The organism is Pseudomonas sp. M5A4_2d, from assembly GCF_053345295.1.
In genome coordinates, this window is record NZ_JBKEZW010000005.1 from 92,940 (window position 1) to 118,099 (window position 25,160).

Sequence of the window (25,160 nt, forward strand, 5' to 3'; positions counted from 1 at the left end):
GCTTTTTACACGGTGCTGCGACAATCTGCTGCACTCCGTAACACATAGGGTGCAGCAGTATTGAGTGTGAGCTGATACAGATCAATTAAATCGCCGAACCAGGTTCAGTGACTTTCTTGTGCTGGCGCCCATCCGTTGCACCGGCCACTGTGAGCGCATCGGCCTCCACTTCGGTGATGTAGATCTGCTCGCCGTTCAGCGCCACGTAGGACATGGCCTTGGCAATGTCGGTGCTGACCGTTACATCACGTGCCGGTAGGCTCTGTTCCTGGCCGTCGTCGTTGACCTTGAAATAGCACGTCTGATTTTCGATACGGACTGGCATGGTGATCTCCTTTTCAAAGGCTGGTGAGCGTTAGGGTGCGGTGTGTTGCCAGGCGTTCCAGGCAACTGACTGGCGGTCGCTGCTGTCCATGCTTTGATGGCAATCTCTACCAACCCTGACAAAAGGACCGCATCCATGGACGCCTGGTGGCAAGAAGTCCTTCAAACGCTGCAAGCCGAGTTCGCCGATATCGGTGATGCACGGCAGCTCACCCAGATTACCGTGCGCCTGCTGATCGCCGCGATCCTGGGCGGCATCCTTGGTTTTGAGCGAGAACAGAAGGGCAAGGCGGCTGGCGTGCGCACTCATATGCTGGTGGCAATGGGGGCCGCATTATTTGTGTTGGTGCCGCAGATGTCCGGTAGCCAGGCGGATGCCATGAGCCGGGTGCTGCAGGGCGTCATTGCGGGGATTGGTTTCCTGGGCGCGGGGACCATTCTCAAGGGCAAGGAAGATGAGCAGGGCCAGCACGTCAAAGGCCTGACCACCGCCGCCGGCTTATGGATGACCGCCGCCATTGGGGTGGCGGCGGGGATGGGACGTGAATCGACGGCGGTGCTCAGTACGTTACTGGCGCTGGCGGTCTTCAGCGTGATGCCGATGATCGTCAAGCGGCTGGAGAAGGATGAGTGAGTGCCTGTCAGGCCGTGAGGTCTCGGTATCGCACTTCGCCAGATACCTTCAGTTCGAACGGCGGCTCCCCCGGATTGCGGGAAATCGTCACGAAACTGGTATTGCTGCCTGCATAGTAGTTAATCGTCATTTCGCCACTGACGCCGGAGAAACGTTCGACCAATGACAACGGTTTCTGGCCTAGTTGAGTGCGAATGCCAGTCAGATCGATCTTGTCTGTACCTGAGGTGAAGTTCATCACCGCGCCGGGCGCCGCGTTTATGTCGTTATAGCTGAAAGTTTGCGGGGTGCCTTCAGCGGGGGGCAAAGGGGTATTGCCGGCTTCGTTGGGGGTAAGATCGGGCGCTGAGTCGGTCTCGGGCGCAAGCTTCGGCTCGTCCTTGTGGGCTTCTTCAAGCGGCTGCTCAGGCTTTGGAGTGGCCTCGGCTTCGCGTTGCAGCGCTTCCAGGTTGGCCGGACTAAATATTTGACGGATTATATTCTGAATCTTTTCCCGCTCTGCTGGATCAGGCGCCAGGGTTTTAAGTGAGTCTTCGCTCAAGAGTTCACGGAGCTCTTGTGCTCGCTGTGCGGTTTCCTTGGAATTCGGATCGCGCAGCATCTGGATGAGGCTGGCTCGGCTTAACAAATGCTCAAGTCTGTCCTTCTTTGCGGTGGCTTCGGCTGAGGCTCCGGTATTTGAATCTGCCTGGCATTCGTCGATATTGGAGGGCTTTTTGGTACCCTCAGATTGGAGAGGTTTCGACTTTGCCAATGGATTGCTGTCTGGCTCGGCAGGTGTACTTTCGGGCGTTGTATCGGCCTCGGCCGGCTGAAACGGCTTGCCAATAGCTATCAGGTTTTTGCTGAGGGGGGCGCTCAGGCGAGTGCGCTGCAGCTCATTGGTTTTCTCCTGTTGTCTTTCGATTTCGATCTGTTTGATAGCCATGCGGCTTTCTTCGGGATCGACGTTACGCGTGCGCTCCTGGATCCTTTCAGGGGTCAGGTTTGGGTTTGGAACCCGTGCGGCTTCAGCCTGCCCGGCTTTGATGTTTTTCTCGCTCAAGACCTGGCCGATTGAGTTCCGCAGTTGTGACATCTCGGCAGGAACACTGGTCAGGGTTTTAAGTGATTCCTCGCTCAACAGCGCACGCAGCTCCTTGAGGCTCTGCGCGGTGTCCTTGGCGTATGGATTGCGCAGCATCTGGATGAGGCTGTCCGTACTTAACAGTTGGACGATTCTGTTCCACTTTGCGATGACGTCTGGCGAGGGTTGAGAAGTTGCTGCAGCCTCGGCGGTGGAGGCGCTGTCGGACGCCTCATCTTGTAGCTGTTTTGGTGGTTCGAGGCTGTCGCGGGGAAGCCTTTCGGGTTGCTTCTTTTGCGAGGGATCATTCGAACCCGCCTGGAAGGAGTTTGACGGCATTGGCATGGGAGCTTGGGGGGGCAACGATGTTATCGACATGATCAGCACTCGCGTTGTGATTGAAGCGGACCGCGCCAAAGCCAAAACAGCTGCCAGGCCTGGGTCCACGCGAGCGAATTTTCTGATAACGAGGAAGGGGAAAGAGTTAAGAACTCTCTTTACCGCTGGTAGGAAGTTTCTGTAGTACTTGTCCGCAATCTGCTTGATTGCGGGCAAGTGCATGTCCGCCAGGTTTATTTCAAACAATCACCGGCGGCAGGGTCGTTGGCGGTTCTTCCACCGGTGGCGGTTCATTTTCCGGTGGTTCTTTCTCCGGAATCGGTTGAGGTTCGCTGGGCGGCAGGGTCGGGTTGTCGATATTCGGGTCAGGGGTTTCAGCCGGGATCGGGATATTCATCGGTGTGGCCTCCTTTGTGCTTTGCTCTATCGGTGGACAACCGCAGGGGAGAATTGATTCCCCGCCCAATGGCGGCATATCCACCTGAACTTTTCACCTGGGCACAGGCTCGGACCTAGTACGGCCCTGCTCAGGGAGAGCGCCGCCGTATCAGAATTCGGATCAAGCAAAGAGCGTCCACAGGGCGTAAGGGGAAGATGCTCGATGACTGCTGAAACACTGGCTCCAGACCATTCAATATTGCCGCTGTCCCAGGCGTTGCTGTTGCCCAGGATCGCTATCGAAAGCACCACGCCGGTAATCGACGGCGGCGAGTTCGCCGTAAAAGCGGTGGTTGGCCAGCGGGTAACCGTCACCAGCAAGGTGTTCGCCGACGGGCATGACAAGCTCGCCGTACTGATCCGCTGGCGCCCGCTGCAGGATGAAAGCTGGCACAGCGTGGTCATGACCGATGTGGGCAACAATGGCTGGGAAGGCGCGTTTACCGTCACTCAGCAAGGCCCTCACGAATACTGCATCGAAGCCTGGATCGATACCTTCGCCAGCTTCTGTTACGAACTGCGCAAGAAACATGAGGCCGGGGTACCGGTAAGCCTGGAGTTGCAGGAGGGTCGCAGCCTGGTGTTGCAGGCAGCCGAACGCAGTGACAACGAGCTGCGCGATCGCCTGATGTTGTTGCACCACGAGCTCGCAGGCAGGCTGGAAACCGAGCAGGTCGCGCAGTTCCTGCACGAAGAAAGTGCACACTTGATGACCCAGGCCGACCACCGCGCCTACTTGAGCATCAGCCCCGCCTACCCGATTGACGTTGAGCGCACCGCCGCACAGTTTGCCAGCTGGTACGAGTTGTTTCCCCGCTCGATCACCGACGACCCGGCGCGCCACGGCACGTTCAACGATGTGCACTCACGGTTGTCGATGATCCATGACATGGGGTTCGACGTCCTCTATTTTCCGCCGATCCATCCCATTGGCCGCAGCCATCGCAAGGGCAGGAACAACGCCCTGACGGCGGGCCCGGATGATCCCGGCAGCCCCTACGCCATTGGCAGCGAGGAGGGCGGCCACGACGCCATCCACCCGCAATTGGGCAGCCGTGATGACTTCCGTCGCCTGGTCAAGGCCGCCGCCGACCATGGCCTGGAAATCGCGCTCGATTTTGCCATCCAGTGTTCCCAGGACCACCCGTGGCTCAAAGAACATCCGGGCTGGTTCAACTGGCGTCCGGACGGCACGATCAAATACGCGGAAAACCCGCCGAAAAAGTATCAGGACATCGTCAACGTCGACTTCTACGCGGCCGACTCGATTCCCAGCCTGTGGACCGAGTTGCGCGACGTTGTGGTGGGCTGGGTGGAGGAGGGTGTGAAGACGTTCCGTGTCGACAACCCCCACACCAAGCCGCTGCCGTTCTGGCAATGGTTGATCAGCGACGTGCGCGCCAAGCACCCTGACGTGATCTTCCTGGCCGAGGCATTCACCACGCCGGCGATGATGGCGCGCTTGGGCAAGGTCGGTTACTCCCAGAGCTACACCTATTTCACCTGGCGCAACACCAAGGCCGAGCTGAGCGAATACTTCGCGCAGTTGAACGAGTCGCCGTGGCGTGAATGCTACCGGCCAAACTTCTTCGTCAACACACCGGACATCAACCCAGGCTTCCTGCATGAGTCCGGTCGCCCGGGCTTTTTGATCCGCGCGGCGCTGGCCACCATGGGCTCGGGCCTGTGGGGTATGTATTCGGGCTTTGAACTGTGCGAGGCGGCGCCGGTACCGGGCAAGGAAGAGTATCTGGATTCAGAGAAATACGAGATCCGCCCACGGGACTACACGGCGCCCGGAAATATCATTGCCGAAATTGCACAGCTCAACCGTATTCGCCGGCAGAACCCCGCGTTGCAGACCCACTTGGGCCTGAAGCTGTACAACGCGTGGAACGATAACATCCTGTACTTCGGCAAGCGCAGTGACGACGGCAGCAATTTCATTCTGGTCGCGGTCAACCTCGACCCCTTCAACGCCCAAGAGGCGCATTTTGAGTTGCCGTTATGGGAAATGGGCTTGCCGGACGATGCCCAGACCCAAGGCGAAGACTTGATGAGCGGCCACCGCTGGAGCTGGTACGGCAAGACCCAGTGGATGCGGCTTGACCCGCAGATGCCGTTTGGTATCTGGAGAATCACCACATCCTGAACTGAGCCTGATCTTCACATCGATGAAGCTCAAATGTGGCAGCCGGCTTGCCTGCGATAGCGTTCTATCAGTCACACATTTATCTGCTATCGCAAGCACGCCAGCGCCCACCTCGAACCCGCCCCTTCAGGTAAATGTTCAAGCATTTCAGGAGTTTCCAATGGCGAAGAAACCCAAGGCTGCCACCTTTATCAAAGACCCGCTCTGGTACAAGGACGCGGTGATCTATCAGGTTCACGTCAAATCCTATTTCGACTCCAATAACGACGGTATCGGCGACTTTCCCGGCCTGATTGCCAAACTCGATTACATCGCCGACCTCGGCGTGAACACCATTTGGCTCTTGCCGTTTTACCCCTCGCCACGCCGCGACGACGGCTATGACATCGCCGAGTACCGTGGCGTGCATAGCGACTACGGCACCATGGCCGACGCCAAACGCTTTATCAGCGAGGCGCACAAACGTGGGCTGCGGGTTATCACCGAACTGGTGATCAACCACACCTCCGACCAGCATCCCTGGTTCCAGCGGGCGCGCAAGGCCAAGCCGGGTTCGGCCGCGCGGGACTTCTATGTGTGGTCGGATGACGATCAGAAATACGATGGCACGCGCATCATTTTCCTCGACACCGAAAAGTCCAACTGGACCTGGGACCCCGTGGCTGGCCAGTACTTCTGGCACCGTTTCTATTCTCATCAGCCGGACCTCAACTTCGACAACCCGCAAGTCATGAAAGCCGTGCTGTCGGTGATGCGTTACTGGCTGGACATGGGCATCGACGGCCTGCGTCTGGACGCCATTCCGTACCTGATCGAACGCGATGGCACCAACAACGAAAACCTGCCGGAAACCCACGACGTCCTCAAGCAGATCCGCGCCGAGATCGACGCTCACTACCCCGACCGCATGCTGCTCGCCGAAGCCAACCAATGGCCGGAAGACACGCAGTTGTATTTTGGTGACAAAAAAGGCGATGACGGCGACGAGTGCCATATGGCTTTTCACTTCCCGCTGATGCCGCGCATGTACATGGCGCTGGCCCAGGAAGATCGCTTCCCCATCACTGATATTCTGCGCCAGACCCCGGAGATCCCCGCCAATTGCCAGTGGGCGATCTTCCTGCGCAACCACGATGAACTGACTCTGGAAATGGTCACCGACAAAGAGCGCGACTACCTGTGGAACTACTACGCCGCTGATCGCCGCGCGCGCATCAACCTCGGCATTCGCCGGCGCCTGGCGCCGCTGATGGAGCGCGATCGCCGCCGCATTGAACTGCTCAACAGCCTGCTGCTGTCCATGCCCGGCACGCCGACGTTGTATTACGGCGATGAAATCGGCATGGGCGATAACATTTACCTGGGCGACCGCGACGGCGTGCGCACGCCGATGCAATGGTCCATCGACCGTAACGGCGGTTTCTCCCGCGCCGACCCGGCCAGCCTGGTGCTGCCGCCGATCATGGACCCGCAGTACGGCTACCTGTCGGTTAACGTCGAAACCCAGGCCCAGGACCCGCATTCGCTGCTGAACTGGACACGGCGCATGTTGGCGGTGCGCAAACAGTCCAAGGCCTTTGGCCGGGGCAGCTTGAAAATGCTCTCGCCGAGCAACCGCCGCATTCTGGCGTATACCCGCGAATACACCGGGGCAGACGGGCGCAATGAGCTCATCCTGTGCGTGGCCAACGTGTCGCGCAGTGCCCAGGCGGCGGAGCTGGACTTGTCAGCCTTTGCGGGCATGGTGCCGGTGGAGATGCTGGGCGGTAACGCGTTTCCGCCCATTGGTCAGCTGAATTTCTTGCTGACCCTGGCGCCGTACGGTTTCTACTGGTTCGTGCTCGCAGCCGAAAATCAGATGCCGAGCTGGCATGTAGAGCCGGCCCAGAGCATCCCGGACTTCACCACCCTGGTGTTGAAAAAGCGCATGGAAGAGTTACTCGACGAACCGTGCCGTACCACCCTGGAGCACACCTCGCTGCCGGCCTGGCTGCCCAAGCGGCGCTGGTTCGCCGGCAAGGACACGGCCATCGACAGTGTGCATATTGCCTACGGCGTGCGCTTCGGCGACCCAGAGCATCCGGTATTGCTCAGTGAAATCGAGGTGAGCAGCGGCGGTCAGGTCAGCCGTTATCAGCTGCCGTTCGGCTTTCTGGGTGAAGACCAGCTCACCAGCGCGTTGCCGCAGCAATTGGCCCTGGCCCGTGTACGGCGAGCGCGTCAGGTCGGCCTGGTGACCGATGCGTTCAGTCTTGAGCACTTTATCCGCGCGGTGATCCACGGCCTGCAGGCCGGCACGGTATTGAATACTCACGAAGGCGATTTGCGCTTCGAGGCCACGTCGCAGCTGGCCAAGCTGCAATTGAGCGAGGAGCCGCAGGTGCGTTACCTGGCGGCCGAGCAGTCCAACAGTTCGGTCGTGGTGGGCGAGAGTCTGGTGCTCAAACTCATCCGTAAAGTCAGCGCCGGGGTGCATCCGGAACTGGAAATGAGCGCTTACCTGACCGAAGCCGGTTACCCGAATATTTCGCCGCTGTTGGGCTCGATGATTCGCCACGACACCGCGGGGCAAGACAACCTGCTGATGATCGCCCAAGGCTATCTGAGCAATCAGGGCGATGCCTGGGGCTGGACCCAGAACAACCTCGAACGCGCGATTCGCGACGAACTCGCAGAAGCGATTTCCGAACAGGAACAGCATTACAACGCGTTGGGTGAACTGGCCGACTTCGCCGCGTTGCTCGGCCGGCGCCTGGGTGAAATGCACGTGGTACTGGCGGCGAAAACTGCCAATAAAGACTTCAAGCCTGAAGTCACTACGGCCAAGGACACCCAGGCCTGGGCCAAGGATGTCGGGGCGCAGATCGACCGCGCGCTGCAATTGCTCAAGCTTCATCAAAGCCAATTGAACCCTGCCGATCAGGCGCTGGTCAGTGATTTGCTGGCCCATAAAAAAGCCATTGGCAGTCACGTGCAGGCCCTGGCGAAAGCCACGGCGGGCGGGCTGCGGATTCGTGTCCACGGTGACTTGCACCTAGGCCAGGTACTGGTGGTGAAAGGCGATGCCTACCTGATCGACTTTGAAGGGGAACCGGCGCGGCCGCTGCATGAACGACGCGGCAAACACAGCCCGTATAAAGATGTGAGTGGTGTGTTGCGCTCGTTTGATTATGCAGCGGCCATGGCCCTGAATGTGCAAGGAGTGGATCACTCGCCCGATGCGGATATTGCCCGCAAGCGTGTGACTGATCGATACCTGAGTGAAGCGCGTGCGGCTTTTACTCAGGCTTATCATCAGGCTACGTCTACACTGGCGCATGACTGGCAGGATGCCAACGGCCAGGACGCCGCGCTGACGTTGTTCAGCCTGGAGAAGGCCGCGTACGAAGTGGCTTACGAAGCGGAAAACCGCCCGACCTGGTTGCCGGTGCCGTTACAAGGTTTACACGGCCTGCTCAGCGGGCTTACACCTATATCGAAAACTGCACGCGGTGGGGAGACGTCATGAGTTTTACACAGAGAGAACCGCTGCAACCAAAATTGACCGCAATGCCGGCGCCCAAGGACATTGAAGCCTTGGTCCGTGCCGAGCACCACGACCCATTCTCGATTCTGGGGCCGCACGACGATGAGCAGGAGGGCCAGTTTATCCGCGCCTTCCTGCCGGAGGCCTTGAGCGTTCAGGTACTGGCGCGCGACAGCGGTGAGCCGATCGGCAGCCTGGACGCGACCCAGGTGCCGGGCTTGTTTGTCGGGCATTTCAACACTCGCCAGGGCTACCTGCTGAAAATCCAGTGGGCCGGCGGTGAACAGATCACCGAAGACCCTTACAGCTTCAACCAATTGCTCCTGGGTGAGATGGACCTGTACCTGTTTGCCGAAGGCAATCACCGTGACCTCAGCAGCTGCCTGGGCGCGCAGGTAACCAGCGTCGATGGCATACAGGGCGTGCGCTTCGCCGTTTGGGCGCCGAATGCCCGGCGTGTGTCGGTGGTAGGCGACTTCAATATCTGGGATGGTCGTCGTCATCCAATGCGCCTGCGTCACCCATCGGGCGTGTGGGAAATCTTTATCCCGCGCCTGCAACCAGGTGCCGCCTACAAGTACGAAATTCTGGGCGCCAACGGGATTTTGCCGCTCAAGGCAGACCCCATGGCACTCGCGACCCAATTGCCGCCCGACACCGCCTCGAAAGTCGCCACGCCGTTGCACGTGGACTGGCAAGACCACGAGTGGATGCAGGCGCGTGCCGACAAGCAAAAGTCCACGGCGCCGTTGTCGATCTATGAGTTACACGTTGGCTCCTGGCAATGCGAGCTGGATGAGGCCGGTGAAGTGTCCCGTCAGTACGGCTGGCGCGAACTCGCTGAACGCTTGATTCCCTATGTGCAGCAATTGGGCTTCACCCATGTTGAACTGATGCCGATCATGGAACACCCGTTCGGCGGCTCATGGGGCTACCAGGCGTTGTCGCAGTTCGCACCCAGTGCGCGCTTTGGCTCACCGGAGGATTTCGGGTTTTTCGTCAACGCCCTGCATCAGGCTGACATTGGCATCATTCTCGATTGGGTCCCGGCGCATTTTCCTACCGATACCCACGGCCTGGCGCAGTTCGACGGCACTGCGCTGTACGAATACGCCAACCCGCTGGAAGGCTTCCACCAGGATTGGGACACCCTGATTTACAACCTTGGCCGCACGGAAGTTCACGGTTTTATGCTGGCCTCGGCGTTGCACTGGCTTAAGCACTTCCATATCGATGGTTTGCGTGTGGATGCGGTGGCTTCGATGCTGTATCGCGACTATTCGCGCAAGGCCGGCGAGTGGGTGCCCAATCGCTATGGCGGACGTGAGAACCTCGAAGCCATCGACTTCCTGCGCCATTTGAACGATGTGGTCGCCCTGGAAGCACCGGGTGCGTTGGTGATTGCCGAAGAATCCACGGCGTGGCCGGGTGTCAGCCAGAGCACCCAACAAGGTGGCCTGGGCTTCAACTACAAGTGGAACATGGGCTGGATGCACGATTCGCTGCATTACATCCAGCAAGACCCGGTGTATCGCGCTCATCATCACAATGAGCTGAGTTTCGGCCTGGTCTATGCCTGGTCCGAGCGTTTTATCCTGCCGATCTCTCACGATGAAGTGGTGCACGGCAAACACTCGTTGATCGACAAGATGCCCGGTGACCGCTGGCAGAAGTTCGCCAACCTGCGGGCCTACCTGAGCTTCATGTGGATGCACCCCGGCAAAAAACTGCTGTTCATGGGGTGCGAATTCGGCCAGTGGCGCGAGTGGAACCATGACCAGCAACTGGACTGGTACCTGCTGCAGTATCCCGAGCACCGGGGCGTGCAAAAGCTGGTCGGCGACCTTAACCGCCTTTACCGTGAAGAACCTGCGCTGCACGAACAGGATGATGCGCCCCAGGGCTTCCAATGGGTGATTGGCGACGATGCAATCAACAGCGTTTATGCCTGGTTACGGTGGAGCAAGGACGGCAAGCCGGTGTTGGTCGTCGCCAACTTCACGCCGGTGCCTCGTGAGGCCTATTCCGTGGGTGTGCCGTTTGCCGGGCGCTGGAGCGAGGTGATCAACAGTGATGCCGACACGTACGCCGGTTCCAATTACGGTAATGGGGGAGCGGTGTTTACCCAGGATGAACCGCACCACGGGCAGCCGGTGTCGCTGTCGCTGAATTTGCCGCCACTGGGTGTGCTGATTTTGCGCCCGGAAGCGCTTTAAGGGCTCGGGTAGCCGGATTCGGTTGTCCGTGCTACTGGCAGGGTGCCACAATGGCGCCTTTGTCGCGGCAGTTGAAGCAGGCGTATTTCATGAACGGCCTTGGGCGTGCGCAGGACCAGGATGGCTTTATCGAAGAGCAGGTGCGAACGGACCGTTTGCACCAGCTGTTTCGCCAGTCGTTCGCCGCCATTTTCGGCAGTTACCTGGGCGCCGTCATGCTGTGCTGGCTGTGTTGGGACCGTTTTGATCACACGGTCATGGAGGTCTGGCTGGTAGTGCTGGCGGTGACATCACTGTTACGGCTCAAGATGTTCATGAACTGGTTTCGTTGCCCTAACAGTGAGCGTACGCCTGATCGCTGGGAGCGCCGCTACTGGGTTACGCTGATGCTGTCCGCCGGCACCTGGGGCATCGGCGCGCTGGCCGTCATGCCGCCTGACGATCGTGTGTCCCAAGTGTTGGTCATACTGTTTGCCGTGGGTATGTCCGTCAGTGCGGTCTCCTGTTATTCGGCCTACCGCTATATGACGTTGGGCTCGATGTCCCTGGTGTTATTGCCGTGCACGCTGTGGTTGCTGTTCCAGCCCTCGCCCATGCAAGTAGGCGTGGCCATTGCGGTGCTGGTGTTCTCGACCTTCGTGGTCAGCGCCACGCGCAAGCTGTCGGATGCCCTGGAAAAAGCGTTTCGCCTGACCCGGCAAATGGAGCGCGCCCACACTATTTCCACGCGCGCTGCCCAGACTGACGAACTCACCGGGCTGATGAATCGTCGTGCGTTTTTTGAACATGCCCACGTGTTGTATGCGCAGTGTCGCCATAACCAGCAACCGCTGAGCGCGCTGATGATGGACATGGACCACTTCAAGAACATCAACGATACCTACGGCCATCAGGCTGGCGATCAGGTGTTGCGCCAGATTGGCGGGGTGATCAGCGCATCGTTTCGCCAGGCCGACGTGTATGGTCGGCTGGGCGGCGAGGAGTTTGCCGTGTTGCTGCCCAATACCTCCCTGGAGACCGCGCGCGATATCGCCGAGCAATTGGTCAAGGCGATTTCCGGCCTGGCCTCCGAACCGGTGCAAGGCTTGACCGCCAGCCTGGGTGTTGCCACCACTCGCAGCCTCGATCAGGACCTGCACAGCCTGATGAACACTGCCGATAAAGCGCTGTATCGCGCCAAGGCCATGGGCCGCAATCAGGTCGTGGCGGCAGAGTAGGGGTCAGTCTCGCTGCATCGACTTGGCCAATGCGCGCGCCATCTGGTCGGCCGAGTAGGGCTTTGCCAGGAAGTCGACGCCCTCGTAGGCACTGTCAGCCAGCTCTTCGCTGTAGCCCGAAGTGAGCACCACCGGCAGGTCGGGGCGCCGTTGGCGCAGCAGCTTGGTCATCGCCACGCCGGTCATGCCCGGCATTACCACATCCGAGAAAATCGCGTCGAACCCGCTCACATCCGGACCGGCCAGCGCCAGTGCCTGTTCGGCGTTGGTGGCCCAAGTGGTCTGGTAGCCCAGGTCCTGCAAGATCTGGTTGGCGAAACGGCCCACTTCGAGGTTGTCTTCCACGATCAGGATATGGCGCAGCGCCGTGTCGGGCGCCGGGCTGGGGTCTTCCTGGGGTGGGCAGGGCTGCCCGGCCACAGGCTGCGCTTCGGGCAAATACAGGGTGAACACGCTGCCTTGGCCGATGGCGCTGGTGACGTCGACGTTGCCCCCGGACTGCTTGGCAAACCCGAACACCTGTGACAACCCCAGGCCCGTGCCTTTACCCACGGCCTTGGTGGTAAAGAACGGTTCGAAAATGCGCTCGACGGTGTCGTCGTCAATACCGCTTCCGGTGTCGGCCAGTTCAATGCGCACAAACGGCTGGTGTGCTTCGGCATCGCCACGGATGCGCGGTAGCGCCGCCACATTCGCGACGCGCAGGGTCAGGGTGCCTTGACCCTCCATGGCGTCGCGGGCATTGAGCGCGATATTGATCAGTGCCGTTTCGAACTGGCTGGAGTCGACGCACACATGGCAAGGCCGTTGCGGCAATTGCACCTGCACATGGATGCGGGCACCGGTCACGCTTTCGAGCATCTCGCCGATGTTCTTGACCCGCTGGCCCACGTCGAAAACTTGCGGGTTGAGCGGCTGCCGGCGGGCGAAGGCGAGCAGTTGGCTGGTGAGCTTGCTGGCGCGTTCGACGGTGTCTGATACGGCGCCCATGTAGCGTTGACGGCGTTCTTCGGACAGACCCGGTTGGCGCAGGAAGTCCACCGAGGAGCGGATGATCGTCAGCAGGTTGTTGAAATCGTGCGCCACACCGCCGGTCAACTGGCCGATGGCCTCGAGCTTCTGGGACTGGTGCAACGCGGCTTCGGCCTGGGTCAGGGCGGTGGTGCGTTCTTCTACGCGCCGCTCCAGGGTGGCGTTCAATTCGGTAATGGCCGCCAGGCCCTCGCGTACAGCGGCGTCGGCGCGCACACGTTCGATATGGGCCCAGGAACGCTCGGTAACTTCGCCCACCAGTGCCAGGTCATACGGCGACCACACACGTGCGAATTTGTGGTGTACGGCCATCAGCGCGGACAGGCGGCCGTTCTTGATCAGCGGGAAGCACGCCGTCGCCGTAACGCCCAGCGCCTGAAAGTTGGCGGACTCCTCGGCGGGCATTTCCAGGCGGTTGTCGCCAATCACAAACGGCTCACCCGCGCGCAGGCGGCTTACGGCCAGCTCGCCGAACGCCGCCAGGCTGTAACGGCCGACGATACTGGGCGAGCCAGGCGCCGCCCAATTGTCGCGAATAGTGAAGCCGTCTTCATCGGCCTCCATGTCGGCGTAGGCGCAAATGGACACCTGCAGGTGCTCGGCCAACAGACGCGTGGTGGTGGTCATGATGGCTTCGGCATTGCTGCAATTGGTCACGGCGCTGCCAATCGCATCCAATACGGCCAGGCGGCGGGAGAGGAATACGGTAGCGGTGGTTTCGGTGACAGTATTGAGCATGCCCACGATCTGGCCTTGCGGGTCACGCACAGGACTGTAGCAAAACGTGAAGTACGCTTGCTCCGGACCGTTGCCACGCTCAACCACCAACGGGTAGTTTTCGATGTAGGTCGCGTGCCCCTCAAAGGCGGCTTTGGCGATGGGGCCGATGTCATCCCAAGCCTCACGCCAGATATCGCTGAACGCACGCCCGAGCGAATAAGGTTTATCGCCAAGAATAGGAATAAACGCATCGTTGTAGAGCGTGATCAGGTGGGGGCCCCAGATGATGGACTGGGGGAAGCTTGAGGCAAGACACAGCGCAACTGTAGTTTTGAGTACGTCGGGCCATTGCTCCAGCTCGCCAAGCGGCGTACTGGCCCAATCATGCTGACGAACACGCTCAGCCATCTCGCTGCTGTCTTGCAGCCAATTCATCATTGGGTGGATACCTTATTGCCACGGTCTTCAGGGGGCGCTGATTGTATCAGCGCATCCAGCTACAGACCGGAATCACCGCGACCAGTTCAGCGAAATGATCGCGGTGATGGCAATTTGATGTTTTCTCCAAATGAATAGATCGACATGCCTGGCCCGCAGGCGCGGCCTGCCAACTATTGCGCGCCGAAAACCGCCGTCCAATAAATCCCCGCGTCACTCTTCGGGTCCATGGCATAGGCTGCCCCCAACTCGCGAAATTGCGGGTTCATCAGGTTGGCGCAATGGCCGGGGCTGGCGAGCCAGCCGTCCACCACCTTGCGCGGGGTGTCGAGGCCGGCGGCGATGTTTTCGCCGATGTTCTTCGCGATATAACCGGCCAGTTCCGCGCGGTCGCCGGGTGTGCGGCCATCGTGGTCCAGATGGTCGAAGAAATTGCCGTTGGCCATATTGCGCGTGTGGCTGTTGGCGGAATTGGCCAACTCCTCGTTCCACGACAGCGGTGTGGTCGCGGTAAATGCCTGGGTGCCGCACTGGCGTGGTTGTTCACGGGCGGCGTTGATCAGGTTGAGGATTTGCTTGCCTTCGGTCTGCCAATCCCCAAGTCCGCTGGTCAACAACGGCCGGGCCAGCACAATGCGCCAATCCTGGCCGCTGTTGCTCACGCCGATATCGACAAACTGCGGGTCCAGCACCACGCGACAGAAACTTTCGCGCACCGCCTTCATCGCCGCCTCGGCGTTTTTGGGGCCGGAGAGGCTGATGGCCTGCACATTCACCATCGGGTACGCGGCCCGCGCCAGCGCCTGCTGCAAGTCGCCGACATTGGTCGCCGGCAGCACCAGCCGCGTGTCGCTGGCCAACGGTGGCAGTTCCTGGGAACCCTGGTTACCGCAGCGCTGTACCTGGCTGCGGTATTCGTTGATCTGTTGCACTAACTGACTTTCTTCATTCGCCATCGCGCTGGCGCAGAACGCCAGACTGGCGGCCAGCGTCGTAAGACCCATCATCAATGACAGCACGCGCATGGACGTTACCCTTGAGCTTGAAAGTGCCCATGATGCGCGATGTAACCCGGTCAGGCGCAACGCCTTTTTTGTTTTTTTGCCTCAACGGGTGTTCTGCGGGCAGTTCTCGGCGCTGGTGCGGCGCCAGGCAAAGGTGCTCGCGGTGACGATCAATGCCAGCGACACGCCAAAGGTTACGTGCAGGCCATTAGCCACGGTTTGCGCCGTCGCACGGGTCACGTCGGGGCTGGCCCAGGCAAAGACTGCGCCCAGGGCCCAGGCACCGAAAATCAGGCCGAGGTTGCGTGACAGGTTCAGCAGGCCGGAGACCGTGCCGCGGCGTGATGGCTCGACATCGCTCATCACCGCGGTAGTGTTCGCGGCCTGGAACAGGCTGTAGCCCATGGTCAGCAGGATCAGCGAGCCCAGGTAGGCGATCAAGCCCGAAGCCAACGCCAGCGAGAGCGCGCCAAGCCCCATGATGCCCAACCCCGCGAGAGTCATGCGCTGGCTGCCCAGGCGGTCGGTGAGGAGGCCCGCCGGTAGGCCGTTGAGCGCCGAGACACACGGGCCGACGGCCATCGCCAGGCCCATCCAGGCCGAATCAAGCCCCAGGCCACGGGACAGATAGAACGGCCCGACCACGAAGGTGGTCATGATCACCGCCGACACCAGAGCACTCATTGCCAACCCTGCGCGCAACGCCGGGTCTCTCAATGGCAACCAGAATGCATCGCCCGAGGTGGAGGCGTGGGCCTGCCGATCAACCGGCAAATAACGCAAGGCGAGGGCGCCGGCCAACACGCCCAGCGGCACACCCAGCAGAAACAACGCGCGCCAGCCCCACAGGCTGAGCAATATTCCGCCGACGCTGGGCCCCATGGCGGTGCCGACGGCCGACATCGTGCCGAGCAAGCCCATCACGCGGCCGGTACGTTCCCGGGTGACCGTTTCGCCGACCATTGCCAGCGTCATCGCCATCATGACCGCCGCCCCCAGGCCTTGCAGGACGCGTGCACCCATCAGCCATGGCAATGACGGCGCGACACCGCACAGCGCGCACGCTGCGGCGAACAGCAGTAAGCCGGTGAGCAATAACCGGCGCCGGCCCAGGCGATCCCCCAGGCGGCCGGCGCTGACAATGACCGCTGTGATCGCCAACAGATAAGCCAGCACCACCCACTGCACCGCGTGGAAGGAAGCATTGAAGGCTTGCGCCAGCGCGGGTAAGCCGACGTTGGCGATGCTGGTCCCCAGAGAGGCCAGCAACATAGACAGGGACAGGCAGACGAGACCGCCGCGAGAAGAGGTGTGCATGGGAAATTCCTTGAGTGAACGCCGCTGTCACAAATCTACGGCGTCGCCTAACATGGCGGAAGACGCATGGGTTGCAGCTAATACATGCAGCTAACGCCTGATAAGGAGCGCCAATGCCGGATCTGAATTTGCTGATTACCCTGGATGTCTTGCTCAGCGAAGGCAGCGTGGCGCGCGCCGCCAAACGCCTGCGTCTGAGCCCGTCGGCCATGAGCCGTGCGCTGGCACGGCTGCGTGAAACCACCGGCGACCCCTTGTTGGTGCGTGCCGGGCGTGGCCTCGTGCCGACACCGCGCGCGCTGGCGCTGCGCGAGCACGTCGGCCGTTTGGTACAAGACGCCCAAGCCGTGCTGCGGCCCGCGCAATCCCTGGACATGAGCCAGGTGATACGCACTTTCACGCTGCGCTCCAGCGAAGAGTTTGTCGAAAATCTTGGCCCGGCATTGCTGGCGCGCATCGCCCAAGACGCGCCCGGCGTGCGGCTGCGCTTCGTCAACAAGACGGACAAGGACAATGCCTTGCTGCGTGACGCCAGCGTGGACCTGGCGATCGGCGTGGTCGACGCCAGTGCCGGCCCGGAGGTGCTGACCCAGGCGTTGTTTCGCGATCGCCTGGTCGGCGTGGTGCGCAGCGGCCATCCTCTGAGCCAGGGGGATGTCAGCGCCGAGCGTTTTGCCGAGGGCCAGCATGTCTACGTGTCACGGCGCGGGTTGGACCGTGGCGAGGTCGATGACGCGCTCGAAGCCCAAGGCCTCACGCGTCACATCAGTACCATCGTCGCCGGTTTTGCCACGGCCATCGCGCTTGCTCGCGACACTGATCTGATCGCCAGCGTGCCCGAGCGCTACACCGCCAATCAGCGCGCGGGTCTGTATAGCTTCCCACTGCCGGTCGCAATACCGACCTTCACCCTGTCCATGCTCTGGCATCCACGCCTGGATGCCGACCTGGCCCATCGCTGGTTGCGTGGCTGTTTGCGTGAGGTGTGCGGGCACTGAACCGGCCGCAACAGGTACAATCGCGGCTGCCTTGACGCGAAACCCCAGGAATTTGCATGTTCAGCCTTACCCGCTATACCGCGCCGTGCCCCGAGTCGGTCAACAGCCAGATCCTGCAGATGGTGGTGGACAACCTCACCGACATCAGCAGCGTCGCGCTGGCACCGAGTAATTTGCTCTACAACATTTATCAGTACGCCACCGGCTTTGAGGTGCACCTTTACCTGCAGGCGCTGGAGGGTTCCAAAGGCATTGCCGTCGAACTGGTGGTGGCGATGGATGAGGAACAGGTGATTGGCTTTTGCCTGTATCTGCCCGTGAAGGATGATCCGCAGGCCTGCGGTATTGCCTTTATGGCCGTGCAAGCCGTGCGTCGGCGCCAGGGCGTGGCGCGCGCGATGATGCACGAGGTGCTCGCGTGCTATCCCCATGCGGAACTGGCGTGTGCGGTGGAAAAAGTGTCGGCTTTTGAAGCCATGGGCTTTCAGGTTCGCGGCGCGCGGGGCACCCAGGTATTGATGAACACACGCGATTACGGCACCGATGGCTTGATGGGCGTGCTGGACGTGGCCTCGATCTATACCTCATTGGAGGTCCGGCAGATTCATACCTACCTGCTGCAAAAATACGGCAAGCGCGCGATGGTCGACGCGGAGAAACAGCGCGATCGCCACCTTGATCAGCTGACACGCAAGGTTGAGCGGTTTGTAAGTGAGCGTCAGGCCTGAATAAAAAAACCTCCCAAGGGAGGTTTTCTATTGCCGCGTCAAATCTCATGGCTTGGTCAGGCGCCCGTTACCGGCGGGCTGCCGTCATCGCGGGTAATCACCCTGTAGCTGTCGACATCGGGGTGAAGCGTGATTCAACCCCGCGCCCGTTTGACCATCGCCAGAATCGTCGCCAGCAACTCCTGCTGCGCTTCTTCGCGGCTGATCTCACCACTGGCCGCCGCATGGGACAAGGCCTCCGCCGCGCCGAGCATGGCGCGCATGGCAGCCTGGGAAACATTGGCGCCGGGTGCAAACGGCGCCAGGGCATCCCGGCATTTATCGAGGAAGATTGCCTCATATTTGCGCTTGAGGCTTTCCAGCTCCGGCGAGCTGCTCAGGGCGGCAATCACGCCCGGGATTTCCCGCCCTTGCAATAACACGCAATCGACATAGGACGAGGCGATCACCCACGCTCGATCCTCCAATGTTGCGTCGCTGGCGTCCAGGGCATCGGCCAGCACCTGGTTCTGGCGCCCGTCGAAGTCCTCGTAAAGCGCAGCCAGCAACCCGGCGCGGGTGACGAAATGGTCATAGACCACCGGTTTAGTCACGCCCGCCAGTTCCGCCAGGCGGCCAAGGGTCAAGGCTTCGGTGCCTTCATCGCTGACCAGTTGCCAAGCCACGTCCAGCAATTGGCGAAGGCGATCTTCACGTGAAAGGCGTCGACGAGGGGCAGGGGATTCATCGCTTGACATGCTTATATACCAAAAGTAACTTAAGAGTCGTAACTTACTAAAAGTAGCTTAAGCCCAGACTAAACTGAAAGGGAGTCAATGTCATGCACGCACTGCTCGTCGTTGCCCATCACGACCCCAAATCCCTAACCCACAGCCTTGCCGTGCAAGTCGCGGCGGGCCTGACCGCTGCCGGCCATACGTACGAGATCGCCGACCTCGCCGCCGAAGGCTTCGACCCGCGCTACACCGCCGCCGACCACCTGGTACACCGCACGCGCGCCGAACCGCCGGCTGACGTGCTTGCCGAACAGGCCCGCATCGACCGCGCGGATGCACTGGTGCTGGCGTTCCCGATCTATTGGTGGTCGCTGCCGGCCCTGCTCAAAGGCTGGGTCGACCGTGTGTTCGTCAACGGCTGGGCGATTGATTACGGCCCGGACAGCCCGGTGGTGAAAAAACTGCGGCATTTGCAGGTGCATCTGCTGGCGGTTGGCGCGGCGGACGCAAGCGCGTTTGAACGACATGGTTATGCCAAGGCGATGCGCACGCAGATTGACTACGGGATTTTTGATTACTGCGGTGCGCAGGTGGTGACGTCGAAGTTGCTGCTGGAGTCGGAAAGCGGCACGGCGCAGGCGCATTTGCAGACGGCGAAAGCGCTAGGGCAGGGCCTGTTTGCAAACGAGACGGTCGCCGGGTAGTCAGCCTTCGCGAAACAAATCGTGGGCGTCCAGCAGGCGGTAGGCAATTTCCGGGCGTTTTTCCATGCCTCTGCGAATCGCCGCCGGAATGGCTTGCCGGGTTTTACGGCACATACCGGGCAGCTCATCGAGGGTGATCAGAATCCCGCGCATGCTCTTGACCTCGGTATGCCCCGGCGCGACATGCACGCGGATACCCAATAGCTCGTACATCCGCTGTTGCATGTGCTCCAGGTCTTGCAGGCTTTTGAGGTCTTCAAGGCGTTCGATCAGCTTCTTCTCTTCCTGACGTGTCAGGTTGAGGACGCGCAGGTCGGCGTCGTGGGCTTGCAGCAGTTGTTCGCGATCGCAGACACACACGCCGGGTGGGCAGGGTTGGCGAATTGTCATGATCACTCCCTCCCCATGCCGACGCGTTGGATCAGTAGCTCAGCGCAACCCCAAGACTGCCCAGGGCCTTCCAGTAGTCCGGGTAGGTCTTGGCGACGCAGTCCGGGTCTTGAATACGCACCCCCGACACCTTGAGGCCCGCCAGGGCAAAGCACATGGCGATGCGGTGGTCGGCGTGGGTGTCGATCAGCGCAGTGCACGAGGTGCCGGCCAACGCAGGATCACTGGCGACGAGCAGGTCGTCACCTTCGATGGTCGCCAAACCCGGGCGGATTTCGTTGAGGCCGTCGTGCAGCGCCTGTACGCGATCACATTCCTTCACGCGCAGGTTGGCCAGTTCGGTAAAACGCACCGGGGTGTTGTTGAACGCGGCAAGCACCGCGAGGGTCGGGATCGCGTCCTGCATTTGCGAGCCGACGACGGTGGCCTGCATGTGCGGGAACTGGGCGATCACGGCTTGTGCCTTGGCGTCCGGCTGGGTGAAGTCTTGCGCGGCGACGCCAATGTCGATGTGGCCGCCGGTCAACACTTCAGCGGCCCACAAGTAGGTGGCGGCGGAGGCGTCGGGTTCGATCAGGTAATCATGGGCGGTGTAGCCGGTCGGGGCGACGCGCCAGGTGGTGTCGTCAACCACGTCCACTTGAGCGCCGAACGCGCGCATGCAGTCCAGGGTCAGGTCCACATAGCCACGGGCGCCAATGTCTTTGCCGGTCAACGCCACTTCAATGGGCGCTTCGCCGCATGCGGCGAGCATCAGCAGAGCCGATACGTACTGGCTGGACAAACCGCCATCGATTTCAAAACGCTTGGCCTTGATCTTGCCCACGCCATGCACGGTCACGGGCGGGCAGCCGGTCGGGCTATCGACGCGGATGCCGTTCTGGCCAAGGGTCGCCAGCAGCGGGCCGATCGGGCGTTTTTGCATGTAGTCGTCGCCGTCCAGCACCACCGTGCCTTCGACCGTCGCCACGGCAGCGGTGAGAAAACGCATCGCGGTGCCGGCATTGCCAAGGAACAGCGGTTGCGTTGGCAATTGCAGTTTGCCTGCGCCGGTGACCACGAAGGTGGTGTCGTCCGGCTCGTCGATGGTCACGCCCATCTGGCGCAGGGCCACCGACATGTGACGGGTGTCATCACTCTTCAAGGCACCGCTCAGGCGGCTGGTGCCCTTGGCCAGGGCTGCCAGCAACAGGGCACGGTTGGTAATGGATTTGGAGCCGGGCGGCGCGACCTTGCCGTTCAGGGGGAAATTAGGCGGTGTAACGGTCACGGTTTTCTGCGAACTCAAGGTACAAGGCTCCTGATCAAGGCAAGGTGGTGCGCAGTGGCGCGACGGACGGACCGAATAATCAGCCAAACACGCCACGCTTGTCGAGCAGGGATCGTTGTACGGCGCGTATTACGGCGCCATCAGCCCATTCACTGCACCGTAGGTGAAGGCCTTGAGGTCTTGGGTGTGCAAGGTGCCGGTGCGCAGGAAACCACCCGCGAGTTGGTGCATGGCCCCATAGAGGAACTCGGCGATGCTGGAACCCGCCGTCAAGCGCCGCACACCCAGCGCTTGCAGGGTTTCGGGAGTGGGAAGGTTGGCCCAGGCCAGTACATTGACGGGCAAGGGCGTGGCCTGGCACAGCTGCCGGATTTCGTGTTCAAGGTGGATGCCGGCCGCGAACAAGCCGTCTGCACCTGCCTGCTGATAAATGCTTGCGCGGCGCACAAGCTCTTCCAGGCGTTGAGCCTCGGGAGCCAAGCCCTTGAGGTACACATCGCAGCGTGCATTGATAAACAGCTTCACCCCGCAGCGATCGGCGATCTGGCGCGCCACTTCGATCTTGCGCGCCAATAGTTCAGGCGAACCGGCACCGTCTTCCAGGTTGATGCCCACAGCGCCGGCCTCGATCAGCGCTTCCACGAGTTGGCCGACCTGCTGCGGGTCGTCCGAATAACCGCCTTCGATATCGACACTCAGGGGGACATCGATAACCCGCACGATGGAGTGCACAGTGCTGACCAGCAGCGGCTGCGGCAACTGGTTGCCATCCTTGTAACCATGCGCCCACGCCACGGCTGCGCTGCTGGTGGCAACGGCCTTACTGCCCAGTTGCGCCACCAGGCGCGCACCGCCGGCGTCGGCGACATTGGGCAGGATCAGCAAGGTGTCGTGATGAAGGGCGTGGAAGGCGTCGGCGTGTGCGGGCATGGTCAATCAGTCCTTTGAGCGGGCGTTTTTTATTGAAGGCGCTTTTGATACCAAGAATTGGAGGACGGCCGCAACGAATAACCTAATCCAGGTCGACATTTCCTACATCGGTGTCGACTTGGTGTCTTATCCCTAACGCAGCGTGTAGCCGTACCGCTCGTTACCGGGTAGGACAAGTGCCAAAATTGATGCAGGACAAAGGCCTTTACTCCGCGAAACTGAGGCGATGTATGAAGTTTCCGATAGAAGTGCCTGCTGGACAATAAAACGCAGCGAGGTAAGTTCGAAGCGTGCCCCATGACGGGGCATATTCAATCAAGGAGTGAATGAAATGAACAAACCCGAGACTCAACTCAGACATGGTCGTGTCGTGACGCCGGCCAGCCGTGGTTCCGTGGCAGTGGAACGCGGGCTGCTGGGCAACTGGCAAGTCAACGAGATGGAAGGTGGCAAGAACTTCCCGGCACTCACCGCCGGGCCTTTCCCAGCACCCTATGAAACCGATGACCCCAGCGTAACGCCACCTGCCGATGGGTATATCCTGAGCGGCGGTAAAACCGACGACCGTGACTGCATCAACTTCACCGACGAGGAAATGAGCAAAAAGCTCAATACCCCGTTTAACTGGCCGTTGCTGAATGTCGAGGCCGGCCAGGTGTTCAAGGTGCAGTGGGAATACACCGCCGCCCACGTCACCCGTGGCTATCGTTGGTTGATCACCAAGGATGGCTGGGACCCCAAGCAGCGCATCAGCCGCGCTCAACTGGAGGCCAAGCCGTTCTTTGAAGACTTCTACACCCAAGTGCCTTACTACCAGCACGCCGACGAAATGAAAGCCAAGGTCGAACACCAGGTCACCCTGCCCAAAGGCAAGAAGGGCCGGCACGTAGTGGTGTTGATGTGGATCGTGGCCAACACCGGCAACGCGTTTTATCAGGCGTTTGACCTGGACTTCAAGTAAGTCCGATTAACGCTTGCTCAACCAGTAATCATGTAACGCCCGCACGGCCGGTTCGATTTCGCTGACCTGCTGTTGATGGGCGTTTACATCCAGGTCCGCCGGCAACTCGAAGTTATCCTGCTCGGCGCACCAGGAAATTTTCTCCAGCTGCGTAGCCTGTTCGGCCGGCAGTTCCGGCCAGTTGCCAATCGCGGCACCACGGATATAGCCAAAGCACCATTCTTCAGCGAGCGTTACGGCCTGGCCCTGATGTTCGGTGTCATCGAAGCGCGCCTTGAAGTTTTGCGCATCGGTTGCCAGTTGCGCCGCCAGGGTATTCATATGGCGCACGCACAGCTCCAGGAAACGCTGGGCCTCTTCGGCACTCTCCCAAGCCGGGTTCTGCCCACCCCAGATCGCCGGGAACCACTCACCGACTTCCACTTGTGCCGGGCTGGACACCAGCGCGGTGAAATAGCCGTCGAGTTCGGCCAGGTTCAGCACCGAATGATCGTCGCCGTACTTGAGCAAGGTTTCTTCGATGAATTCGAAATCGGCAGGGGCGAGAGGTTGGGCGTGCATGGCATTTCCTTTGAGCGTCGAACGCCGCTGATGGGCGGCTTAAAGCGCGAAGGATGGCGCCTGGGCCGGCTTTTTTCCAGCGTTTTTGCCGGGTTTTAGCTGCGACGTTGGCACAACTTGCTCACGCACGTTGCGCCCACCACTGCGAGAATGATCGGCACCAGAAAGTCATGGTCGATGCGGGTAAATTCCGCCACCAGCACAATCGCGGTCAGCGGCATGCTCATGCTGGCCGCGAGGAACGCCGCCGCGCCGATGATCGCAAACGCCCCCAGCGGCACGCCGGGCCACAGCAGGCTCCAGGCGCCGCCGAGGATGGTCGCCAGCAATGCGCCGTTGGCCAGGCCCGGCGTCAGCAGACCGCCCTCGGCCCCGGCGCGCAGGCTGCTGGCGGTGATCAGCACCTTGACCAGCAGCAGAATGGCGGCCAGGCCGATGCTCAGTTCATTGTCGAAGCCCAATTGCGCCGGGCCTTTGCCATTGCCGAGAATTTGCGGCAGCAGCATCGCCAGCCCACCGATAATCGTGAAGTTGATCACCGACAACACCGGCAAACGCCAGCCGCGCGCGGCATTGGCCCTGGCGGCGCCGGTAAGGCGGGTAAAGCCATAGGCGGCCACGCCAAACACTGGCCCGCAGACCACCGCCCAGGCGATCAATGCCGGGCTCAACGCAAAGTGCGGCACCTCATATTGCGATTGCGCGCCCAGACCGATCCACGCCACTGCCGCACCCAGCGCCGAAGTCGTCAGGGCAATCACGGCCGCCGGCCAACTGAATGCCCCCACCAGCACTTCCAGCACAAACACCGCGCCGCCCAACGGCACGTTATAGACGGCCGCCAGCCCGGCGCCCGCACCGCACGCCACGATCAAGCGGTGCATGTCGGGTTCAAGCCGCGCACGTTGCGACAACCACGTCGCCGCCAATGCGCCGACTTCACGCGGCGCCACTTCACGCCCCAGTGGCGAGCCAAGGGCCACGGTGATGATCTGCAGCACGCTGTGGGCGAGGGTGGTCTTGGGCGGCATGCTCGGCATGCTGGGCGATACCGCCTGCTTGATACTGACCAGCGGGCGACCGTAGCGATAAATCGTCCACCAGCCCAACCCCGCCACCACACCGCACACCACCAGCACCCACACGCGGCGCTCCGGCGGCGCAGCGGTCACGCCCCATAAAAAGGTTTCATGGCTGACCAGGCTGTCGAGGCTGTAACCGTAGGCCAAATGCTGGATGCCATGCAGCAGCAACGCCAGGAGCATGCCGCCCAGACCCGCGCCAATCCCGGTCAGCACGACCACCAGGGCCAGAATCAACGATGAACGAAACGTGGACGGCATACACGGCTCCAGGCAAGGGCCCTGATTGTATAGCCGATAAGTCGCGCTTTCGGGATGAAATGTATCGGCGCTGCATGAACCTGGCGCCCACATCCTTTCATTACGTTTGCCAGTCCCGTTTTTGGCTGATGCGCCG

At 60.9% G+C, this 25,160-nt stretch carries 21 protein-coding genes; 9 read left to right on the forward strand and 12 right to left on the reverse strand.

Going from position 1 to position 25,160, the window contains the following annotated elements; genetic code table 11:
- Positions 1-85: 85 nt before the first annotated feature.
- On the reverse strand, positions 86-325 hold the full coding sequence (locus ACLBW8_RS15155) for a DUF3203 family protein (RefSeq protein ID WP_447805713.1): 240 nt from the start codon (positions 323-325) through the stop codon (positions 86-88).
- Positions 326-460: 135 nt separating this feature from the next.
- Here ACLBW8_RS15155 and ACLBW8_RS15160 point away from each other — a divergent pair, with 135 nt between their 5' ends.
- On the forward strand, positions 461-958 hold the full coding sequence (locus ACLBW8_RS15160; protein ID WP_262667783.1) for an MgtC/SapB family protein: 498 nt from the start codon (positions 461-463) through the stop codon (positions 956-958).
- 7 nt (positions 959-965) lie between these two features.
- Here the strand turns inward: ACLBW8_RS15160 and ACLBW8_RS15165 are convergent, their stop codons facing one another.
- Both ACLBW8_RS15165 and ACLBW8_RS15170 read right to left on the reverse strand, forming a co-directional pair.
- Positions 966-2,579 carry a M10 family metallopeptidase C-terminal domain-containing protein gene (locus tag ACLBW8_RS15165; RefSeq protein WP_447805714.1) on the reverse strand — a complete coding sequence of 538 codons (1,614 nt, stop codon included), beginning with the start codon at positions 2,577-2,579 and terminating at the stop codon, positions 966-968.
- Between the two features lie 22 nt (positions 2,580-2,601).
- Positions 2,602-2,760 carry a hypothetical protein gene (locus ACLBW8_RS15170; protein WP_167353696.1) on the reverse strand — a complete coding sequence of 53 codons (159 nt, stop codon included), beginning with the start codon at positions 2,758-2,760 and terminating at the stop codon, positions 2,602-2,604.
- 204 nt (positions 2,761-2,964) lie between these two features.
- Here ACLBW8_RS15170 and ACLBW8_RS15175 point away from each other — a divergent pair, with 204 nt between their 5' ends.
- From ACLBW8_RS15175 to ACLBW8_RS15190, 4 genes are all read left to right on the forward strand, one after another.
- Complete coding sequence (locus ACLBW8_RS15175; protein WP_064452192.1) at positions 2,965-4,953, forward strand: alpha-1,4-glucan--maltose-1-phosphate maltosyltransferase; 1,989 nt, start codon at positions 2,965-2,967, stop codon at positions 4,951-4,953.
- Between the two features lie 160 nt (positions 4,954-5,113).
- Positions 5,114-8,461, forward strand: coding sequence for a maltose alpha-D-glucosyltransferase (treS, locus tag ACLBW8_RS15180; RefSeq protein WP_447805715.1), 3,348 nt, complete (start codon positions 5,114-5,116; stop codon positions 8,459-8,461).
- Positions 8,458-10,695, forward strand: a complete 2,238-nt coding sequence (gene glgB / locus ACLBW8_RS15185; protein ID WP_447805716.1) for a 1,4-alpha-glucan branching protein GlgB — start codon at positions 8,458-8,460, stop codon at positions 10,693-10,695. Before treS ends, glgB begins: the two co-directional genes overlap by 4 nt.
- A 50-nt stretch (positions 10,696-10,745) precedes the next feature.
- The gene (locus ACLBW8_RS15190; protein ID WP_064452195.1) at positions 10,746-11,912 is read left to right on the forward strand and encodes a GGDEF domain-containing protein; all 1,167 of its coding nucleotides are present in this window, start codon (positions 10,746-10,748) and stop codon (positions 11,910-11,912) included.
- A 3-nt stretch (positions 11,913-11,915) separates the two neighbouring features.
- On the opposite strand, the gene ACLBW8_RS15195 is transcribed toward ACLBW8_RS15190, so the two are convergent.
- From ACLBW8_RS15195 to ACLBW8_RS15205, 3 genes are all read right to left on the reverse strand, one after another.
- Positions 11,916-14,102, reverse strand: coding sequence for a response regulator (locus ACLBW8_RS15195; RefSeq protein WP_447805717.1), 2,187 nt, complete (start codon positions 14,100-14,102; stop codon positions 11,916-11,918).
- Positions 14,103-14,275: 173 nt separating this feature from the next.
- On the reverse strand, positions 14,276-15,127 hold the full coding sequence (locus ACLBW8_RS15200; protein ID WP_447805718.1) for a CAP domain-containing protein: 852 nt from the start codon (positions 15,125-15,127) through the stop codon (positions 14,276-14,278).
- Positions 15,128-15,208: 81 nt separating this feature from the next.
- A complete protein-coding gene (locus tag ACLBW8_RS15205) occupies positions 15,209-16,423 on the reverse strand; it encodes an MFS transporter (RefSeq protein WP_447805719.1) in 1,215 nt (404 codons plus the stop codon).
- 113 nt (positions 16,424-16,536) lie between these two features.
- On the opposite strand from ACLBW8_RS15205, the gene ACLBW8_RS15210 reads away from it, so the two are divergent.
- Both ACLBW8_RS15210 and ACLBW8_RS15215 read left to right on the forward strand, forming a co-directional pair.
- The gene (locus ACLBW8_RS15210) at positions 16,537-17,421 is read left to right on the forward strand and encodes a LysR family transcriptional regulator (RefSeq protein WP_064452199.1); all 885 of its coding nucleotides are present in this window, start codon (positions 16,537-16,539) and stop codon (positions 17,419-17,421) included.
- 56 nt (positions 17,422-17,477) lie between these two features.
- Positions 17,478-18,149, forward strand: coding sequence for a GNAT family N-acetyltransferase (locus ACLBW8_RS15215; protein ID WP_447805720.1), 672 nt, complete (start codon positions 17,478-17,480; stop codon positions 18,147-18,149).
- Between the two features lie 134 nt (positions 18,150-18,283).
- Here ACLBW8_RS15215 and ACLBW8_RS15220 read toward each other — a convergent pair whose 3' ends face one another.
- On the reverse strand, positions 18,284-18,886 hold the full coding sequence (locus ACLBW8_RS15220; RefSeq protein WP_447805721.1) for a TetR/AcrR family transcriptional regulator: 603 nt from the start codon (positions 18,884-18,886) through the stop codon (positions 18,284-18,286).
- A gap of 83 nt (positions 18,887-18,969) precedes the next feature.
- Here ACLBW8_RS15220 and ACLBW8_RS15225 point away from each other — a divergent pair, with 83 nt between their 5' ends.
- A complete protein-coding gene (locus ACLBW8_RS15225; protein ID WP_447805722.1) occupies positions 18,970-19,569 on the forward strand; it encodes an NAD(P)H-dependent oxidoreductase in 600 nt (199 codons plus the stop codon).
- Here ACLBW8_RS15225 and ACLBW8_RS15230 read toward each other — a convergent pair whose 3' ends face one another.
- From ACLBW8_RS15230 to ACLBW8_RS15240, 3 genes are all read right to left on the reverse strand, one after another.
- The gene (locus ACLBW8_RS15230; protein ID WP_447805723.1) at positions 19,570-19,959 is read right to left on the reverse strand and encodes a hypothetical protein; all 390 of its coding nucleotides are present in this window, start codon (positions 19,957-19,959) and stop codon (positions 19,570-19,572) included.
- 31 nt (positions 19,960-19,990) lie between these two features.
- Entirely contained in the window at positions 19,991-21,247 is a 1,257-nt protein-coding gene (locus tag ACLBW8_RS15235) for a 3-phosphoshikimate 1-carboxyvinyltransferase (protein WP_447805724.1), read from the reverse strand.
- Positions 21,248-21,358: 111 nt separating this feature from the next.
- Positions 21,359-22,159: an isocitrate lyase/PEP mutase family protein gene (locus tag ACLBW8_RS15240; RefSeq protein WP_447805725.1), complete on the reverse strand. Its 801-nt coding sequence runs from the start codon at positions 22,157-22,159 to the stop codon at positions 21,359-21,361.
- Positions 22,160-22,490: 331 nt separating this feature from the next.
- Here ACLBW8_RS15240 and ACLBW8_RS15245 point away from each other — a divergent pair, with 331 nt between their 5' ends.
- Entirely contained in the window at positions 22,491-23,120 is a 630-nt protein-coding gene (locus tag ACLBW8_RS15245; RefSeq protein ID WP_221294616.1) for a lytic polysaccharide monooxygenase auxiliary activity family 9 protein, read from the forward strand.
- A 6-nt stretch (positions 23,121-23,126) separates the two neighbouring features.
- Here ACLBW8_RS15245 and ACLBW8_RS15250 read toward each other — a convergent pair whose 3' ends face one another.
- Together ACLBW8_RS15250 and ACLBW8_RS15255 are read right to left on the reverse strand one after the other, a co-directional pair.
- Positions 23,127-23,681 (reverse strand): UPF0149 family protein, encoded by a 555-nt coding sequence (locus ACLBW8_RS15250; protein WP_262667798.1) that lies wholly within the window; start codon positions 23,679-23,681, stop codon positions 23,127-23,129.
- A 95-nt stretch (positions 23,682-23,776) separates the two neighbouring features.
- The gene (locus ACLBW8_RS15255; RefSeq protein WP_432751544.1) at positions 23,777-25,024 is read right to left on the reverse strand and encodes a chloride channel protein; all 1,248 of its coding nucleotides are present in this window, start codon (positions 25,022-25,024) and stop codon (positions 23,777-23,779) included.
- Between the last annotated feature and the right edge of the window lie 136 nt (positions 25,025-25,160).